Annotated in this window: 18 protein-coding genes and 1 pseudogene; 6 read left to right on the top strand and 13 right to left on the bottom strand. The window is 68.0% G+C overall.

Annotated features, from left to right (window positions below; translation table 11 throughout):
• Positions 1 to 216 precede the first annotated feature (216 nt).
• The 3 genes from A5663_RS00795 to A5663_RS00785 form a co-directional block, all read right to left on the bottom strand.
• Positions 217 to 1044: an acyl-ACP desaturase gene (locus A5663_RS00795; protein ID WP_068143004.1), complete on the bottom strand. Its 828-nt coding sequence runs from the start codon at positions 1042 to 1044 to the stop codon at positions 217 to 219.
• A 141-nt stretch (positions 1045 to 1185) separates the two neighbouring features.
• Positions 1186 to 2649: a glycine hydroxymethyltransferase gene (locus A5663_RS00790; RefSeq protein ID WP_068143003.1), complete on the bottom strand. Its 1464-nt coding sequence runs from the start codon at positions 2647 to 2649 to the stop codon at positions 1186 to 1188.
• A gap of 23 nt (positions 2650 to 2672) precedes the next feature.
• Positions 2673 to 3878 carry a DUF885 domain-containing protein gene (locus tag A5663_RS00785; protein WP_068143002.1) on the bottom strand — a complete coding sequence of 402 codons (1206 nt, stop codon included), beginning with the start codon at positions 3876 to 3878 and terminating at the stop codon, positions 2673 to 2675.
• 30 nt (positions 3879 to 3908) lie between these two features.
• On the opposite strand from A5663_RS00785, the gene coaA reads away from it, so the two are divergent.
• Positions 3909 to 4847: a type I pantothenate kinase gene (gene coaA, locus A5663_RS00780; RefSeq protein ID WP_068143001.1), complete on the top strand. Its 939-nt coding sequence runs from the start codon at positions 3909 to 3911 to the stop codon at positions 4845 to 4847.
• A gap of 4 nt (positions 4848 to 4851) precedes the next feature.
• Here the strand turns inward: coaA and A5663_RS00775 are convergent, their stop codons facing one another.
• From A5663_RS00775 to A5663_RS00760, 4 genes are all read right to left on the bottom strand, one after another.
• The gene (locus tag A5663_RS00775; protein ID WP_068143000.1) at positions 4852 to 5259 is read right to left on the bottom strand and encodes a hypothetical protein; all 408 of its coding nucleotides are present in this window, start codon (positions 5257 to 5259) and stop codon (positions 4852 to 4854) included.
• Between the two features lie 92 nt (positions 5260 to 5351).
• Positions 5352 to 5756 carry a hypothetical protein gene (locus A5663_RS00770; RefSeq protein WP_068143022.1) on the bottom strand — a complete coding sequence of 135 codons (405 nt, stop codon included), beginning with the start codon at positions 5754 to 5756 and terminating at the stop codon, positions 5352 to 5354.
• Between the two features lie 81 nt (positions 5757 to 5837).
• Positions 5838 to 7190 carry a hypothetical protein gene (locus tag A5663_RS00765; RefSeq protein ID WP_068142999.1) on the bottom strand — a complete coding sequence of 451 codons (1353 nt, stop codon included), beginning with the start codon at positions 7188 to 7190 and terminating at the stop codon, positions 5838 to 5840.
• A gap of 2 nt (positions 7191 to 7192) precedes the next feature.
• Positions 7193 to 7984 carry a (2Z,6E)-farnesyl diphosphate synthase gene (locus tag A5663_RS00760; RefSeq protein ID WP_068143021.1) on the bottom strand — a complete coding sequence of 264 codons (792 nt, stop codon included), beginning with the start codon at positions 7982 to 7984 and terminating at the stop codon, positions 7193 to 7195.
• Positions 7985 to 8039: 55 nt separating this feature from the next.
• On the opposite strand from A5663_RS00760, the gene A5663_RS00755 reads away from it, so the two are divergent.
• Positions 8040 to 8780: a hemolysin III family protein gene (locus A5663_RS00755; protein ID WP_068142998.1), complete on the top strand. Its 741-nt coding sequence runs from the start codon at positions 8040 to 8042 to the stop codon at positions 8778 to 8780.
• A 74-nt stretch (positions 8781 to 8854) separates the two neighbouring features.
• On the opposite strand, the gene A5663_RS00750 is transcribed toward A5663_RS00755, so the two are convergent.
• The 4 genes from A5663_RS00750 to mca form a co-directional block, all read right to left on the bottom strand.
• On the bottom strand, positions 8855 to 9229 hold the full coding sequence (locus A5663_RS00750; protein ID WP_068142997.1) for a nuclear transport factor 2 family protein: 375 nt from the start codon (positions 9227 to 9229) through the stop codon (positions 8855 to 8857).
• Positions 9230 to 9239: 10 nt separating this feature from the next.
• The gene (locus A5663_RS00745; RefSeq protein ID WP_068142996.1) at positions 9240 to 11243 is read right to left on the bottom strand and encodes a thioredoxin domain-containing protein; all 2004 of its coding nucleotides are present in this window, start codon (positions 11241 to 11243) and stop codon (positions 9240 to 9242) included.
• A gap of 96 nt (positions 11244 to 11339) precedes the next feature.
• Positions 11340 to 11615 carry a hypothetical protein gene (locus A5663_RS00740; protein WP_068142995.1) on the bottom strand — a complete coding sequence of 92 codons (276 nt, stop codon included), beginning with the start codon at positions 11613 to 11615 and terminating at the stop codon, positions 11340 to 11342.
• Positions 11612 to 12481 carry a mycothiol conjugate amidase Mca gene (mca, locus tag A5663_RS00735; protein ID WP_068143020.1) on the bottom strand — a complete coding sequence of 290 codons (870 nt, stop codon included), beginning with the start codon at positions 12479 to 12481 and terminating at the stop codon, positions 11612 to 11614. The genes A5663_RS00740 and mca overlap by 4 nt, the downstream gene beginning before the upstream one ends.
• 110 nt (positions 12482 to 12591) lie before the next feature.
• Here mca and A5663_RS00730 point away from each other — a divergent pair, with 110 nt between their 5' ends.
• The 3 genes from A5663_RS00730 to A5663_RS00720 all read left to right on the top strand — a co-directional run bounded on the left by A5663_RS00730 (position 12592) and on the right by A5663_RS00720 (position 14448).
• Positions 12592 to 13014, top strand: coding sequence for a DUF4307 domain-containing protein (locus A5663_RS00730; protein WP_068142994.1), 423 nt, complete (start codon positions 12592 to 12594; stop codon positions 13012 to 13014).
• Between the two features lie 252 nt (positions 13015 to 13266).
• A complete protein-coding gene (gene greA, locus A5663_RS00725) occupies positions 13267 to 13761 on the top strand; it encodes a transcription elongation factor GreA (protein ID WP_068142993.1) in 495 nt (164 codons plus the stop codon).
• Positions 13762 to 13785: 24 nt separating this feature from the next.
• On the top strand, positions 13786 to 14448 hold the full coding sequence (locus A5663_RS00720) for a GPP34 family phosphoprotein (protein WP_068142992.1): 663 nt from the start codon (positions 13786 to 13788) through the stop codon (positions 14446 to 14448).
• Here A5663_RS00720 and A5663_RS00715 read toward each other — a convergent pair.
• Complete coding sequence (locus tag A5663_RS00715) at positions 14445 to 15593, bottom strand: cystathionine gamma-synthase (RefSeq protein ID WP_068142991.1); 1149 nt, start codon at positions 15591 to 15593, stop codon at positions 14445 to 14447. The two genes, A5663_RS00720 and A5663_RS00715, sit on opposite strands and share 4 nt — an antisense overlap.
• Before the next feature lie 54 nt (positions 15594 to 15647).
• On the opposite strand from A5663_RS00715, the gene A5663_RS00710 reads away from it, so the two are divergent.
• Positions 15648 to 16820, top strand: a complete 1173-nt coding sequence (locus A5663_RS00710; RefSeq protein WP_156744232.1) for an acyl-CoA dehydrogenase family protein — start codon at positions 15648 to 15650, stop codon at positions 16818 to 16820.
• 9 nt (positions 16821 to 16829) lie between these two features.
• On the opposite strand, the pseudogene A5663_RS23230 reads toward A5663_RS00710, so the two are convergent.
• A pseudogene (locus A5663_RS23230) lies at positions 16830 to 17355 on the bottom strand (hypothetical protein); the annotation flags it as partial.

The raw sequence follows: 17355 nt of genomic DNA, 5'->3' as shown, positions 1-17355 counted from the left end.
GTGGCGCTCCTCGCGGTCGCGCGGCCCCGCACGAACCTTCGGCGGACAACGCGGCACTGGGACCGGGGCCGGTCCCTTCGTGATCGGATCGATCGGTACCGCCCGGACAGCAGAGCATGTCGCTAGCCATCGAAAGCGACGCTACTCCCGGTGCAGCACATGCGCCGTGCAGGCGCGCCGGAATATCGGCCACCCCGCGCGTGCGGCGAGGAGGGGTTAGGCGGAAGCGAACTCGCGCAGTTTCGGTTCGTCGGCCAGACCCCATGCGGCGATCCGGTCGACGGTCACCTGGCGCAACTGCTCCGGCCCGAAAATCCCGATCTCGGCCATGCGGTGCACCTTGTCCGCGTAGGCGTCGATGTCGCCACCGACGACGTCGAGTTCGGCGGCTCGACGCGCGATCGCATCGACCGTTTCTTCCCGGTTGGTGGTCAGCAGGTGTGCGACCAGGTTGGCGAAGAACTCCTCATGGCGCTCCTCGTCTTTCGCGATCCGCCCGATGAGGCCCTTGAGGACGGGTTCGGTGATCTTGTCTTCGAGGTTGCGACAGAACACGGCGTGCGCGCGTTCGAAGAACGCCATGAACACCAGCCGCTCGACCTGGCTGTAGGTGTCGGCGCGGTATCCCTTCATCACGTGCTCGACTCGCACGTCCTCGTTGGCGGTCGGGTCGATCTCCCGGGTGACGACGAGGTAGTTGCGCAACGCTATCGCGTGCAGGTGCTCCTCGGCGGTCCAGCGGCCGATCCAGCGGCCCCACTTCTCCTCGAGGATGAAGCTGAACACGAACTCGCGGTGGAAGCTCGCGAGGTTGTCCTTGGTGATGAGCAGGATCTCCAGCGCATCGGTGACGTCCTTGGGCAGGGTCACCTGGGAGGGGTCCCAGTCCTTGCCGCCCAGGAACGCGAAGTTCTCGCCCTGGTCGAACGGTACGTAGTCGTGTGCGTACCAGAGGTCCTCGGAGTCGATATGACGACGCAGCTCCTGCTGCACGACCGGCTCGAGTTCGAGGATCAGCGCATTCGGTACAGGTTTCTGTGCCATGCAGTTACAGTAACTCAATTCTGTGGGAATCGTAAAATTCCCGCGCGGGCGCGCCTACCGCGCGAGGCCCGTCAGCGTGAGTGTCGGGTTGTCGCACGCGTGCCACAGAAAAGCGTCGATCAACCCGACATTCGTCGGGTATTACAGCTCGAGCCCCGGATACAGGGGGTTGGCGGCCAGCAACTCGGCCGATGCGGCGTGTACGCGCTCGGCGGTGCCGTCGGCCAACGTGTACTTGGCCTTGGACGTCCCCTGTGGGTCGGTGTTGGACAGCACGTCGACGATCAGCTCGGCGACGCGGTCGAAGTCGTCGCCGCCGAACCCGCGGGTGGTCAGCGCGGGAGTGCCCAACCGGATGCCGCTGGTGTACCAGGCGCCGTTCGGGTCGGCGGGCACTGAGTTGCGGTTGGTGACGATGCCGGCGTCGAGCAGCGCCGATTCCGCCTGGCGACCGGTCAGCCCGAACGAGGTGACGTCGAGCAGCACGAGGTGGTTGTCGGTGCCGCCGGTGACCAGCGCGGCGTCGCGTTTGAGGAACCCGTCGGCCAGGGCCTGGGCGTTGTCGGCGACCCGCTGGGCGTATGCCTGGAACGACGGCTGGCGGGCCTCGGCGAGCGCGACCGCTTTGGCGGCCATCACATGCGACAGCGGCCCGCCCAGCACCATCGGGCAGCCCTTGTCGACGGCATCGGAGTACTCCGGCTGGGCGAGCACCATTCCGCCGCGCGGCCCGCGCAGCGACTTGTGGGTGGTCGTGGTGGTGACGTGGGCGTGCGGCACGGGATCCTCGTCGCCGGTGAACACCTTGCCCGCGACCAGGCCGGCGAAGTGCGCCATGTCGACCATCAACGTCGCGCCCACCTCGTCGGCGATCTCGCGCATCTTGGCGAAGTTCACACGCCGCGGATAGGCCGAGTAACCGGTCACGATGATCAGCGGCTTGAACTCGCGCGCTGCCTCGGCGACCGCGCCGTAGTCGAGGAAACCGGTGTTCGGGTCGGTGCCGTAGCTGCGCTGGTGGAACATCTTGCCCGAGATGTTCGGCCGGAAGCCGTGGGTGAGGTGGCCGCCGGCGTCCAGCGACATCCCCAGCAGCCGCTGGTTGCCCAGCTTGTTGCGCAGCTTCTCCCAGTCCGCCTCGGACAGGTCGTTGACGTGCTTGAGGCCCGCCTCCGCGAGCTCGGGTGCTTCGACGCGCGTGGCCAGGATCGCCCAGAACGCGACGAGGTTGGCGTCGATTCCGGAGTGCGGCTGCACGTAGGCGTACGGCGCCCCGAACAGCTCGCGGGCATGCTCGGCGGCGATGGTTTCGACGGTGTCGACGTTCTGGCAGCCCGCGTAGAACCGGTGTCCGATCGTGCCCTCGGCGTACTTGTCGGAGAACCAGGTGCCCATGGTCAGCAGCACCGCCGGCGACGCGTAGTTCTCGCTGGCGATCAGCTTGAGCGAATCACGTTGATCGGCAAGCTCTTTGCGGGTGGCGGCCGCGATGCGCGGCTCGACGGACTCGATGACCTGCAGCGCGGCCCGGTAGGCGGCGCTCGCGGTGTCGGCGTACTCCGCGCCCGGAGCAGCAGCGTGTGAAGTCACGGGGTCTGCAGTCATGCGTTCAGCCTACGACGCCGCGATCAGGCCACCCGCAGCGACGACGGGATCAGCGGCTCGTCGAGCAGCGTCCCGAACCGCTGGGTCAGGCTGACCCCGTCGGGCCGCTCGTCCAGCCAGCCGCGCAGCAACCGGTATCCCTCGACGTAGGTGCTGGTGTACGCGCGCCACAGCGGCGAGGACAGGAACCGCAACATCTGCCGCGCGCGGACGTCGTCGACGAGCAGCCACCGCTGCAGGAACGCGGCCACGTCGTCGACGTCGCGATGCTCGTCGTGCAGCATCAGCGCCGCGTCCTGGCGCACGTCGGCAAGCGCCGCCGTGGCCGCCGAGACCGCTTGGGCGCGCACACCGTCGAATCGCAGCCCCAGGTCGGCGTATATCTCGGCGGCCCAGGCACCCCACTCCGGGCCGATGGCGGCGTGCAGCGCGAGGTCGGCCAGGCCCTCGGCCATCAGGCACTGCGGGGTGTTGACCAGAAAGATCGTCTGCTCAGCCTGGCCGCGGCGCTCGACCAGGCCCGCCTCCTTGCGGCAGTGCTCGGTGTGGTGGCCCGGATAGGACTCGTGGGCGACCAGCCGCGGCAGGTTCGACATCTGCTGTTTGAGGTCGGCGTTGACGGCCACGGTCGACTGGTAGTCGCCGAGGTAGTAGTTGAAGCCTGACCACGGTTTGTCGGTGACCACTTCGTAGGTGATCGTCTCCGTTTCGGGCAGCGGATACTCGGCGCGCACGCGGTCGCGCAGCGCGCTGGAGAACGCGTGGATGCACTCCTCGAGGCGGTCCGGCGGGATCTCCTCGCCCGCCCGGTACACGCGCATCCGGTCGGCGAGCGGACCGGTGCCGTCGAGCACCTCGTCCAGTTGCCGGTGGGCCTGCCGATACCGCTCGGGGTCACCCTTGCTGATGCGCACGTCGAAATACGCATCGACCTCGTCGACGAAACCGACCTGCTCTCCGGCGAATTTGCGGCCGGCGCACGCCAGCGCCCGCAGGTGGGCACCGACGTAGTCCGCGCGCTGCTGGTCGAGGCCGGCGGGCAGTTGCGCCAGCATCCGGTCGGCCTGCCGGGCCAGGTCGGCGGGGTCTGGCTGCGGCTCGTCGGCGACGACGCCGCGCAACGCGGGATCACCGGTGAACGAGTCGACGTAGCCGTCTTCGACCCGGTCGAAGCGCAGACCGAGCAGCAGATACTCGCGCACGAACGAATCTGAGGTGCTGGCGTCCATGGGCTCAACGGTAAATGCAAGACTGAGCGCATGGCGCGGCTGAGTGAACCCAGCCCATACGTGGAGTTCGACCGGAGTCAGTGGCGGAACCTGCGTATGTCGACACCGCTGAAGCTCAGCGAGGATGAGCTGCGGAAGCTGCGCGGGATCGGCGAGAAAGTCGATCTGCTCGAAGTCGAAGAGGTCTACCTGCCGCTGGCCCGCCTGATCCACCTTCAGGTCGCCGCGCGCCAGCGGTTGTTCTCGACGACCGCCGAGTTCTTGGGTGAGCCGCAGCAGAACCCGGACCGGCCGGTGCCGTTCGTGATCGGCGTCGCGGGCAGCGTGGCGGTCGGCAAGTCCACGACGGCCCGTGTGCTGCAGGCACTTCTGGCCCGCTGGGAGCACCATCCGCGGGTCGACCTGGTGACCACCGACGGGTTCCTCTACCCGAACTCCGAGCTGGTGCGGCGGAACCTGATGGGGCGCAAGGGCTTTCCCGAGAGCTACGATCGTCGCGCGCTGATGCGGTTCGTCACGACGGTGAAGTCGGGGTCGGAATACGCCTGCGCGCCGGTGTACTCGCATCTGCTCTACGACATCGTGCCCCGCGAGAAGCAGGTGGTTCGTCACCCGGACATCTTGATCCTCGAGGGCCTCAACGTGTTGCAGACCGGGCCGACACTGATGGTGTCGGACCTGTTCGACTTCTCGGTGTATGTGGACGCCCGCATCGACGACATCGAGAAGTGGTACATCGACCGGTTTCTGGGCTTGCGGACGACGGCCTTCGCCGACCCGGCTTCACACTTTCACCACTACGCCACGCTCACCGACCAGCAGGCGGTGTTCGCCGCTCGCGACATCTGGCACTCGATCAACAGACCGAATCTGATCGAGAACATCCTGCCGACCCGTCCGCGCGCGACGCTGGTGCTGCGCAAGGACGCCGACCACTCGATCAACCGGCTGCGACTTCGCAAGCTCTGACCGGCTACCGGCCGATCCGCCGCCAACCCTGGTACTGCAGCTCGGCGAAGGCCAGGGTGTACACGCCGGTCGCGAGCGTCAGCACCACGCCGATCGTGGTGAGCGCGAACATGTTCGATACCACGAGCAGGACCGCGGCGACGGCGTAGACCACATTCGCGGCGATCACCGCCATGCCGGCCCGCTTGACCGAGGGCAACGCCGCCAGGCCGAGCACCACCAGCCCGTAGCCGATGAAGAACGCGGCCATCGAGTACTCGAAGGTCGTTGTGGTGCCCGATGTTTCAGCCAGCCAACCGGCGAGCGGAAGGGCGGCGATTCCGGCCAGGCCGGTCAGTGTCGCGTCGGCGCGCATGGCGAAGCGCAGCAACGAATCGGTCGACTCGTTGAGCCGGGTCGATAGAGCGGTCATGAGTGGATTCCTTTCTGGAGGGGGTGAGCGACCGTTCCGGAGCCGACGCCGCAACCTCTTACGACGGCGGCTCCGGACCAGTCATGTGGGAGTCACGTCAGGCGACGCACTCCGAGGTACTGGGCGTAGGCGAACGCGACGGTGGCGGCGGTGAACGCGACCGTTCCGACGACGCCGAACTCGGTCAGCGGCAGCCAGCCGGCGACCAGCACGACGGTGACCACGACCGCGAACACGACGTTGCCGGCGAGCACGCCGACACCGAGCCGTCGCACGTCGGGCAGGCCGGCCGCGAGAAACAGTGCGGCGCCGTAACCGACGAGCGCCGCACCGGCGATCCACTCACTGGTGGCCGACAGACCCGACATTCGCGACAGCGGGTCGACGGCCATCGCGATGATCAGTCCGACGCCCGCGCACAGCGTCGCATCGGCGCGCAGGGCGAAACGCAGGAGGGAGTCGGCGTCTGAGATCTGCCGTGGGGCTGTAGTGCTCATGGCTCCGACGATGCGCAGAACCCGCTGCCAGATCGACACCGGCCGCTGCCAGCTACTGCCAGCCCCAGGTCAGCGCACGTCTCAGTCCTGGGCGGCGACCAGACTTCCGCGCAGATCTGCGGCAATCAGTCGCGCGGCGGCGTTCTGCCAGTTGTGCAGCGACCGCTGCGGCACATCGGTGACGAACCACTGCCACGCTTGCCGGCCCACCGGATCGAGCCCGGCGGCGGTGGCGTTCTGCGCGTAGGCCCGCACCCCGACGACATACGGGAAGTACAGCGAGTTGTAGTGGCGCCACTCCTCTGTGGTGCCGAACTCGCCGCCGTCCCGCGGTTTGAGTCGGGCGATGCGCTCGGCCAGCAGCGCCTTGAGTTCGGTCGCGCGCTCCAACGGCTGATCCACGGCGCCGCGGGCGGCCAACCGCTCCTCGATGACGGGCAGATTGGTCAGTGGACTGGCGATCAGCTTGGACAGATCGCCGTAGTGGCCGAGCGCGCGGCGGGTGAGGCGGGCGAAGGCGTCCTCATCCACGCCGTCGAGCGGGTTGTCCTTGCGCAGCGGCAGCGCCGCCTCGGTGCTGCGCAGCGCCGCCCGGTCCGCCCGCAGTGCCGGCGACCGGGAGAACGCCAACCGGTCGAGCAGGCCGGCCAGCGGATCGGCGAGCACAGTGATCGCGATCGCGATCGCCAAGCTGGTGAACAGCAGCACCGTCAGCGCCGTGCCGTGACCCGTCACCGCCAGCACCACCAGCACCTGCCCGCCGAACAGCACCGCCACCGCGGCGGTGGCCGCGAACGACCGCAGCATGTCGGCGCGCAACGCCTGCCCCTCGTCGAACGCGTCCCCGATCGCGACCGCGACACCGAGCAGGCCGACGTCGAACCCGGTGGACGCCAAGGCCAACCAGCTGGGCACGAGGCCCAGCGGGATGACCACGATCGCGTTGCCGAGCGCGAAGAACAGCGTCGCGATCACCACGAAACCCACCACCGGGCCGGGCTGCCAGCGGCGCAGCACCGCGACGATCATCGCGCTCAGCACCGACACTGAGATTGCCGCGAACATCACCCAGTGGCCCAGCCGGACCGGGCCGTCGACGCTGCCGGCCATCACGGCGCCGACGAACGCGGCCGTCGCGACGATCGCGACGAGCCCGAGTTCACCAGCGCGACTGCGCCACGTGTCGCGCGGCCGCGACAGCTCGAGAAGCACCGCGAACCACGCGATGCCCGGCACCACGACCAGATAGACCTCGACGCGGCTGAGCACGTCGGCCCCACTGATCGTCCGGACGGCGTCCAGGGCGACCACCGCCGCGAAGCCGGTGAGCCCGATCGCGGCCAGCACCAGGACGGGTTTGCGCGGATCGCGGGCCAGCAGGTACAGGCCCAACCACCAGCTGAGCGCGAACACCACCGCTGACAGGCCAGCCATGGTCACATGCCGTAGCGGCGATGGCGCGCGGTGTAGTCCCGCAACGCACGCAGGAAATCGACCCGACGGAACGCCGGCCAGTACGCCTCGGTGAACCACATCTCCGAGTACGCGCTCTGCCACAGCAGGAATCCCGACAACCGCTGCTCCCCCGACGTGCGGATGACGAGGTCCGGGTCAGGCTGACCGGAGGTGTAGAGATTCTCCGAGATCGCGTCGACCGTGACGGCTTCGATCAGCTGGTCACCGGAAACCCCGTCGGCCAGTTCCTTGCCGAGCAGCTGGCGGACGGCGTCGACGATCTCCTGGCGTCCGCCGTAGCCGACGGCGAGGTTGACATGGAACGATCCCGGCGCGGCGTCGGTGGACTCGACGGCGTCGCGCAGCCGGCGGGCGGGTTCCTCCCCGATCAGCTCGAGGTCGCCGACCGTGCGCACGCTCCAGTGGTTCGCCGGTGCGCAGATCTCCTCCACGACGTCGGTGATGATCTCGATCAGCGGGGACAGCTCGTCCGGGGCGCGCTGCAGGTTCTCGGTGGACAGCAGGTACACGGTGGCCATCTCGACGCCCGCTTCCTGACACCAGCGCAGCATCTCGGCGATCTTGCGGGCGCCCATCCGGTAACCGACGCTGACGTCATCGTGGCCGAGATCACGCGCCCATCTGCGGTTGCCGTCGCACAGAACGGCAATATGGCGCGGCAGTTGGGATTTGGCCCGCGCCAACTCCTGGCGCAACCGCAGCTCGTACAGCCGGTAGGCCGGCTCTTTGAGGCGCGGGGGAATGAGCTCCACGAAGATCAAGACTACTGTGAGGTTCACCGACCCCCATGGCAATAGTGGAGGTGAAATGACCCGATCCGTCGACGCCACCGATTCCGACCGCTCCGGAAAGGCGCAAGGGCCCGCCGAGGATCTGCCGGAAGCCGTTGTCGACGGCGTCGCAAGTTTCATCGGCAAGCCACGCGCGCGCGGCTGGATTCATGTGTATGCGGCCGTGGTCGCGGCGATCTGTGGCGCGACGCTGGTGTCGGTGTCGTGGTCGGTCGAGTCCACCCGGGCCGGCATCGCGACGTTGATCTACACGCTGACGATCGTCGCGATGTTCACCGTCAGCGGCGCGTACCACCGGGTGAACTGGAAGTCGGAGACAGCGCGGAAGTGGATGAAGCGCCTCGACCACTCGATGATCTTCGTGTTCATCGCGGGCAGCTACACGCCGTTCGCGTTGCTCGCACTGCCGCAGACCGACGGCATGGTGTTGTTCTGGATCGTCTGGGGCGGCGCTATCGCCGGCGTGCTGCTGAAGTGCTTCTGGCCGTCGGCGCCCCGGTGGGTGGGCGTGCCGCTCTACATCCTGCTCGGCTGGGTGGCGGCGTGGTTCGTCGGCCCGATCATGCACGGCGCGGGTATCGCCGCGCTGGTGCTGCTGATCGTCGGCGGCGCGCTCTACAGCATCGGTGGCGTGCTCTACGCGCTCAAGTGGCCCGACCCGTGGCCGACGACGTTCGGCCACCACGAGTTCTTCCACGCGTGCACCGCGGTCGCGGCGATCTGCCACTACATCGCGATGTGGTTCGCCGTCTTCTGACGCCCGTTTGTCCGCGAGCGACCGTGTCTGCACACGACATGCCACCGAGAAGCGGCATTTGAGGGTCGGTCGCGCTAGAGCTGGGTGACGTTCTCGGGAGTCCAGTAGGCCTTCATCGACGCGATCTTGCCGTCCTCGTTGAACGTCATCACGCTGATGATCTCGATGCGCATCTTGTTGTTGTCGCCGAGATCGACGGTCAGCGCCCAGAAGAACGCCACCTCGTTGCCGAGCGCCCGCAGTGTGACGACGTCAGCCTGCGCGCCCATCGTCGGAAGCGCATCGTAGAAACCACGGATCGCGTTGCGGCCGATGTGGACTTCCCCGCCGACCGGGTCCTCGACGGTGGCATCGTCGGCGTAGAGCTCGGCGATGTCGTCGGCCTTGCCCTGGGCGGCCAGCTCGAGGTAGCGCTCGATGGTTTTGGCGTTGTCCTCCGGCGTCGACATGCGCCGAACGCTACACGGACGTGCCGAGAAGAGCAGCCAGTTCCATCGCGGTGGTGACCGGCAGCTCGCACGTCCTGCCGCGGCACACGTAGGCGGCGTCGGCACCGTCGACGCGGTCGCGGTCGATCAACAGCTCCGACGAGTGCGCCGGTCCGCCCATCACGATCGCTCCTCCGGGCGCGAGCTGGCGCGCGGCGGCCAACAGTTCCGATCGGCTCGGCTCGCAGGCCACCGCGATCTGCAGCGGTCCCCGCACAGCCGCTTCGGCCACGGCGAGCCAGTGGCCACCCGCGCGCGGCGACCGGGCCAGGATCGGCGTAGCCGCCGCGAGGGTGGCATGAGCGGCTGCCCCGTAGCGGTCAGCCCCGTCCGCGGGGGCCATGTGGGCGGCGGTGAGCAGCGCTTCTGCCATCAGCGAGGCCCCCGACGGCGTAGCGCCGTCGAGCGGGTCGGCGGGGCGCACCATCAACGCCTCCGCGTCGTCGGCGGTGTCGAACCATCGGCCGACGCGCTCGGGGTCCGCGAAGTGGTCGAGCGCAGTGTCGAGCAGCGTCGTCGCCGCCTCCAGCCAGCCGCCGTCTCCGGTCATCTGGTGCAGCGTCAACAGGCCGGTGGCGAAGGCGGCGTGGTCCTCGAGGACTGCCGCACTCTCGCCGACCACCCCGCCGAGGCTGGCCCGCCGCAGCCGGCCGTCGCGCATATGCAACGCCCACATCGTCCGGGCGCATTGTGCTGCGGCGTCGAGGAATTCGGGGCGGTCCAGCGCCACGCTCGCTTCGGCGAGCGCGGTGATCGCAAGGCCGTTCCACGCGGTGACGACCTTGTCGTCACGGCCGGGCTGCGGTCGGGTTAGCCGGGCCGCGAGCAGCGTCGCCCGCACCCTCGCGAAGCGTTCCGAGTCGTCGGGATCGCGCCGCAACTGCAGCACCGACGCGCCGTTCTCGAAGGTACCCGCATCGGAGACATCGAAAAGTGTTGCCGCCCACCGTCCGTCGTCCTCGCCGAGCACCTCGCGCAGCTCCCCCGGGGTGAACACGTACGTCAGACCCTCGACCCCGGCGGCATCGGCGTCCAGCGACGAGGTGAACATGCCGCCGGCCCCGAGGTCGCCGATGATGAACTCTGCCGTTTCTTCGGCCACCTTGCGCGCCAACGGATTTGCGGTGCGGCGCGCCCAATGCGCATAAGCGCGCAGCAACAGCGCGTTGTCGTAGAGCATCTTCTCGAAGTGCGGAACCACCCAGGACGCGTCGACGCTGTAGCGGGCGAACCCGCCGGCCAGCTGGTCGTAGATGCCGCCGCGGGCCATCGCGTCACACGTCCGTTCGACGGCCTCCATGGGCATGACGTCACCGGTGCGTTCGTGGTTGCGCAGCAGCGCCTCGAGCGATGCCGACGGCGGAAACTTCGGCGCCCCCGCCGGATTCGCGGCGAAGCCGCCACGCGCGACGTCCTCGTCCTGCAGGACTGCGGCGACCGCGTGATCACACAGCGCGGGCTGCATCGGCGGTCCGCCGCCCGGCAACCCGGCCGCCATCGACCGCAACTCGCCGGTGATCCGGTCGGAGGCTTCTTCGACCTCACTGCGACGGTTGCGCCAGGTGTCGGTCACCGCCGCCAACAATTGCAGGAACGTGGATTTCGGGTAGTAGGTGCCGCAGAAGAACGGCCTGCCGTCGGGAGTGAGGAAGCAGGTCATCGGCCAACCACCCTGCCCGGTGAGTGCCACGGTCGCGGTCATGTACACGGCGTCGATGTCGGGGCGTTCCTCACGGTCGACCTTGATGCAGACGAACCCCGAGTTCGCGGCGGCGGCCACTTCGGCGTCGGCGAACGACTCGTGTGCCATCACATGACACCAATGACAGGCGGCGTAGCCGATCGACAGCAGGATCGGGACGTCGCGGGCAGCGGCCTCGGCCAGCGCTTCGGGCGTCCACTGCCGCCAGTGCACCGGGTTGTCGGCGTGCTGGCGCAGATAGGGACTGGTCGCGCCGGCGAGGCGGTTGGACATACACCAACCCTGCCACGCAGAACGGGTCACTCTGAGCGGTTGATTACACGCACCGGGTGCAGGCGATCAACCACTTAGTGCCCGGACGGCAACGTCTCAGCCGCCGGGCTCACGTCTCGTCGCGTCGGGCGGCACGTCGGGTTCGCCGGGTGCCTCGGGTTCACCCGGCGCCTCGACGGGCCGCGCCGGCTGCTCGGCGTCGAACGACTTCGGCAGTTTGCGCAGGTGCCGGTTCATCGAGCGCACCAGAAGGAACGTGCCGATCAGCAGGAGTACCAGCACCAGTAGACCGAGCGGGCTGGCCTTACCGAACTCCGGGCCGGTGTCGCGGGGCTGGTCCTGGGCGAGCAGGCCGACGAGCATCACGTTCATCGGTCCTCGATCCCGGCGAACAGGTCGTCCTCGGGCAGCGAAACGGGCACCCGCGAGCGCGCCAGTTCGAACTCCTCGGTCGGCCAGAGCCGTTGCTGCCATTCGATCGGCGCGCGGAAGAAGTCGCCGTTGGGATCGATCTGGGTGGCGTGGGCGCGCAGCGCATCATCACGCAGGGCGAAGTACTTCGCGCACTCCACCCGGCTGGTCACCCGCTTGGCGAAGATGTCGTGATCGGGATTCCAGTGCTTGAGCCACTTCTCGAACGGTCCCACCTCGCCGTGCTTGGCGAACTCGTCCTGCAACAGCTGCATCCGTTGCCGCAGGAAGCCGTGCGTGTAGTAGAGCTTGGCGACGTTCCACGGCTCGCCGGCGTCAGGGAACAGGCGATAGTCGCCCGCGGCCTCGTACGCGGCGACCGACACCTGATGGCACCTGATGTGATCGGGATGCGGATAGCCGCCGTTCTCGTCGTAAGTAGTCATGACGTGCGGCCGGAATTCACGGACGACGCGCACCAGCGCCTCGGCAGGCTGCTCGAGCGGCACGACGCCCAGGCAACCGTCCGGCAGCGGCGGCAGCGGGTCGCCCTCGGGCAGACCGGAGTCGACGAAGCCGAGCCAGTGATGCTCCACACCGAGTATCTCGGCCGCCTTCGCCATCTCGTCGCGACGGACCTCGGCCATCCGGCCGTGCACCTCGGGCAGGTCCATGGCCGGGTTGAGAATGTCTCCGCGCTCGCCGCCGGTCAGCGTCACCACGAGCACGCGGACACCCTCGTCCACGTACCGGGCCATCGTCGCGGCACCCTTGCTGGACTCGTCGTCCGGGTGCGCGTGCACGGCCATCAACCGCAGTTCGCTCAACCTGCTCTGCCTCACTATCGCGATGAGTCGTCTCGAGGGATATCAACCCCAGGGGTAGCCCTATAGTTCCAGTTCTGTAGATCTATCCCACGGGGAGCCTAGAAAACCAGATGATCGAGCGTCCCGCCGCGCGCTACGGGCGCCAGCGGCTGTCGCGCCGGCACCGCCGCTGGGCTGCCATCGGCTTCACCGTCGTGGCTCTGGCAGTCGGAGTCGGGGTGGCGATCGTGGCGTTCGGGCGGCTCGGCAACGAAGAAGTCAAAGGTGAGCTCGGCGCGTACGAACTCGTCGACGCCGAGACCGTGTCGGTCACGATCAGCGTGACCCGCCAGGACCCGTCGCGGCCGGTCGTGTGCATCCTGCGGGCCCGCTCGATCGACGGCGCCGAGACCGGTCGCCGCGAAGTCCTCGTCTCCCCGTCGACACAGGAGACCGTGCACGTGACCGCGCTCGTCAAGGCAAGCCGCCAGCCGGTCATGGGCGATATCTACGGCTGCGGCACCGACGTGCCGTCGTATCTGGTAGCGCCTTGAGATCACGATGATTCGTATGCCGCGGCAAACGGCGAACTGCGAATTCGTGAATGTCGGGTGTACCCGCGGTGCTAGCATGGTCGCGTACACGGTTCCTGCTGGGGCCGTGTATTGCTGCATTTGGTGCTCCGATCAAGCCTCTTGATTAGGCACTGACGATCGCGGCAATACACGTCAAGCTCCCGGCGCCGTACCACAGGACTTCTTACGCGAGAAAAGCGCGAGACCCAGAGAAGACAGGAGCGCGACGACATGACCGACACACAGGTCACCTGGCTGACGCAGGAGGCATACGACCGGTTGAAGGCCGAGCTCGATCAGCTGATCGCCAACCGGCCGGTCATCGCCGCCGAGATCAACGACCGCCGCGAGGAGGGCGACCTCCGCGAGAACGGCGGATACCACGCCGCGCGCGAGGAGCAGGGCCAGCAGGAAGCCCGGATCCGTCAGCTCCAGGAGTTGCTCAACAACGCCAAGGTCGGCGAGGCGCCCAAGCAGTCCGGCGTCGCGCTGCCCGGCTCCGTGGTCAAGGTGCAGTACGGCGACGACGAGAACGACACCGAGACGTTCCTCATCGCCACCCGCCAGGAGGGCATCAGCGACGGCAAGCTCGAGGTGTACTCGCCGAAGTCGCCGCTGGGCGAGGCGCTCATCGACGCCAAGGTCGGAGACGTCCGCACATACACGGTGCCCAGCGGCAGCACGGTCAAGGTGAAACTGCTCGAGGCCGAGCCGTACCACGCCTGACCCCGACCACGGCGGCATCGGCTGATGGCGCAGATCGCAGAAGACCTCTTTCTGCTGTTGGTCGACAACGCGTCTGCGCAGCCGGTGCTCGAGAGTCCGCGCCGCGAACAAGTGCTGTCCGCCGCGGTTCTGCTCGACCTGGCGCACGCCTGCCGGATCCGGCCCTCGGTCGACGGTGACCCGGCCGGAGCCGGTCACCTGATCGCGTTGTCGGCACCGGGCCCGGTGGACCCGGTCACCGAACCGGCATTCCAGTTGCTGGCGCGCCGACCGCTGCGGCCGCGCACGGCGGTGAAGCGGCTGGCCAGGCACACCGAAGGCCAGCTCACCGCACACCTGGTGCGCGCCGGTCAGATCGGGTGTGTCCCGTTGCCGGACAAGCGATTCGGCGATGAGTTCGCGTGGCCGCTGACCAACCGCGAGCGCGCCGGCCGCGCCCGTTCGGCGCTGTTGTCGGCGCTGTTCGACCGCAGGCCGCCCACCCCGGCGACGGCCGCGATCATCTCGCTGCTGCACGCGGTCGACGGGCTGGGCGCGCTGCTGAGCCTCAACGACCGCGGCTGGCGGTGGGTGCATGCCCGGGCGGGCGAAATCTCGCTCGGCAGTTGGGTCGACGAGTACCCGACCGCGCTGCCCGAGATGAACCTCGCGGTCACCGCGTCGGCGGTGCGCCAGGCCTTGCGCTAACTCAGCGCCTGCTCCACGTCGGCGAGCAGATCGGCGACATCCTCGATACCGACTGACAGCCGCACCAGATCGTCGGGCACCTCGAGTTGCGAGCCCGCCGTGGAGGCATGGGTCATCGCACCGGGATGCTCGATCAGCGACTCGACCCCGCCGAGGGACTCGGCGAGAATGAAAACCTCTGTGCGCGAGCAGAATTTACGGGCCGCATCCGCTCCCCCGCGCAGCCGCACCGAGATCATCCCGCCGAAGCCGGACATCTGCTTGGCGGCGACCTCATGGCCGGGATGCCCGGGCAGCCCCGGATAGAGCACGGTCTCGATCGCGGGATGTCCGTCGAGGAACCCGGCGATCACCGCCGCGTTGTCGCTGTGCCGCTGCATGCGCAGCACCAGTGTCTTCAACCCGCGCAGGGTGAGGTAGGCGTCGAACGGGCCGGGCACCGCGCCCGCGCCGTTCTGCAGAAACGCGAAGGCCGTGTCGAGTTCCTCGTCGTTGGTCAACAGCGCACCGCCCACCACGTCGGAGTGGCCGCCGATGTACTTCGTGGTGGAGTGCAGCACGATGTCGGCGCCCAGCAGCAGCGGCTGCTGCAGCGCCGGGGACGCAAATGTGTTGTCCACCAACATTTTCGTCTCGGCCGTCGAGGCGAGCTGCGCGATGGCGGCGATGTCGGCGATCGACAGCAGCGGGTTGGTGGGTGTCTCCACCAGGATCAGTCGCGTCTTCGGGGTGATCGCCGCGCGCACCGCGTCGAGGTCGGCGAGCGACACCGCGGTGTAGTTGATCCCCCATTGAGTGAACACCTTGTCGATCAGGCGGAAGGTTCCGCCGTACGCGTCGTCGGGCATGACCACGTGGTCACCCGGCCGCAGGATCGCACGCAGCGCACAGTCGGTCGCCGCCATACCCGAGGAGAACGCGCGCCCGTAGGCCGCCGATTCGACGGCGGCCAGGGAGGCCTCCAGCGCCGCGCGGGTCGGGTTGCCGGTTCTCGCGTACTCATAACCGCCACGCAGCCCTCCGACACCGTCCTGGGCGAAGGTGGAGCTGGCATAGATCGGGGCGTTGACGGCGCCCGTCGTCAGATCGGGCCGCACGGTGTGGATGGCCCTGGTGGACAAGCCGCGGGTGGTGTGTTCGGTCATCACAGTCAGCCTAGCGATGCCGGCGACACACACTGGGCGGTGTAGACATGGACCATGAGCCAACCCACCCGCCTCGAGGACCTGCTCGAGCTGGATTCCTTGCTGTCGCCCGAAGACATCGAGTTGCGCCAGACCGTGCGCCGGTTCGGCGAACAGCGGCTACGGCCGTTCATCGCCGAGTGGTTCGAGACCGGGCAGGTGCCGGTCCGCGAGCTGGCCGCCGATCTCGGCAAGCTGGGCCTGCTGGGCATGCACTTGAAGGGCTACGGCTGCGGCGGCTCGACCGCGACGGCCTACGGCCTGGTCTGTCAGGAACTCGAGGCGGTGGACAGCGGCCTGCGCAGCCTGGTCTCCGTGCAGGGCTCGCTTGCGATGTTCGCGATCTACCGCTGGGGCAGCGAGGAACAGCGCAACCAGTGGCTGGCCGCGATGGCGGCCGGCGAGGCGATCGGATGCTTCGGGCTGACCGAACCCGATTTCGGGTCCAACCCCGCCGGCATGCGCACGACCGCCAAGCAGGATGGTTCGGACTGGATCCTCAACGGGTCGAAGATGTGGATCACCAACGGCTCGGTCGCCGACGTGGCGGTCGTGTGGGCGCGCGCCGAGGACGGGATCGCTGGCTTCCTGGTGCCGGCCGACACCCCGGGGTTCTCGGCCACCGACATGACGCGCAAGTTGTCGTTGCGCGCCTCGGTCACCTCCGAACTGCACCTCGACGACGTCCGGTTGCCTGCCGACGCGAAACTGCCTGAGGCGCGCGGCTTGTCGGGTCCGCTCAGCTGCCTGTCAGAGGCGCGGTTCGGCATCGTGTTCGGCAGCGTCGGCGCGGCCAGGGACTGCCTGCAGACCGCGTTGGACTACGTCGGAACCCGCGAGGTCTTCGACAAACCGCTGGCGGCCTATCAGCTGACGCAGGCCAAGATCGCCGACATGGCAGTCGAACTCGGCAAGGCGCAGCTGCTGGCCCTGCACCTCGGCCGGCTCAAGGACGAGGGCAGGATCAAACCCGAACAGGTCAGCTTCGGCAAGCTCAACAACGTCCGCGAAGCGATCCAGATCGCCCGCCAGTGCCGAACCCTCCTGGGCGCCAACGGAATCACCCTCGAATACCCGGTCATCCGGCACGCCAACAACCTCGAATCGGTGTTGACCTACGAGGGCACGTCCGAGGTGCACCAGATGGTCCTCGGAGAGGCGCTGACCGGTGTCAGCGCCTTCCGGTGAGCTTGGCGCCTACTGCTGGGTGGTCTGCGGCGGACCCGGCGGCAACGGCTGCGGGTTCAGGTCGGCCACCTGACCGCCGCTGAGTTTGCGATAGGCGTACACCTCGAGGAGCGCCACCACGGGGAACGCCACGAGCAGACCCACCCCGCAGAGCAGTGCTCCGACGATCGTGACGGCGAGGATCACGAGAAACGTCAGGATCACTGCACCGAAATTGTTCTTCGCGATGCGAAAGCTCGTCTTGATCGCTTCGATCGGTGAAAGGTTGCGGTCCAGCAGGGCGACCACGGTGAACATCGTGAAGAGCGTGACCGCGAGACCGGGCAGCACGCACAGCGCGTAGCCGATCGAGCTGAGGATGCCGACGATCACGCTGGCGATGATCACGCTGCCGACATTGCGCGGCTTGAAGAACGATCCGATGCCGACCTTTCGGCCGTTGGCGATGTCGAGCACCCCGCTGTAGTACGCCGACTGGATGGCTCCGCCGACGACGAGAGCGACGATCGATCCGATCACCGTGACGGCGATGCCG

Origin of the sequence: Mycobacterium sp. E740 (assembly GCF_001672895.1) — a bacterium.
Lineage (GTDB): Bacteria > Actinomycetota > Actinomycetes > Mycobacteriales > Mycobacteriaceae > Mycobacterium.
The sequence above is the reverse complement of the archived record's forward strand: the minus strand, read 5'-3'. Positions and strand labels throughout refer to the sequence as shown.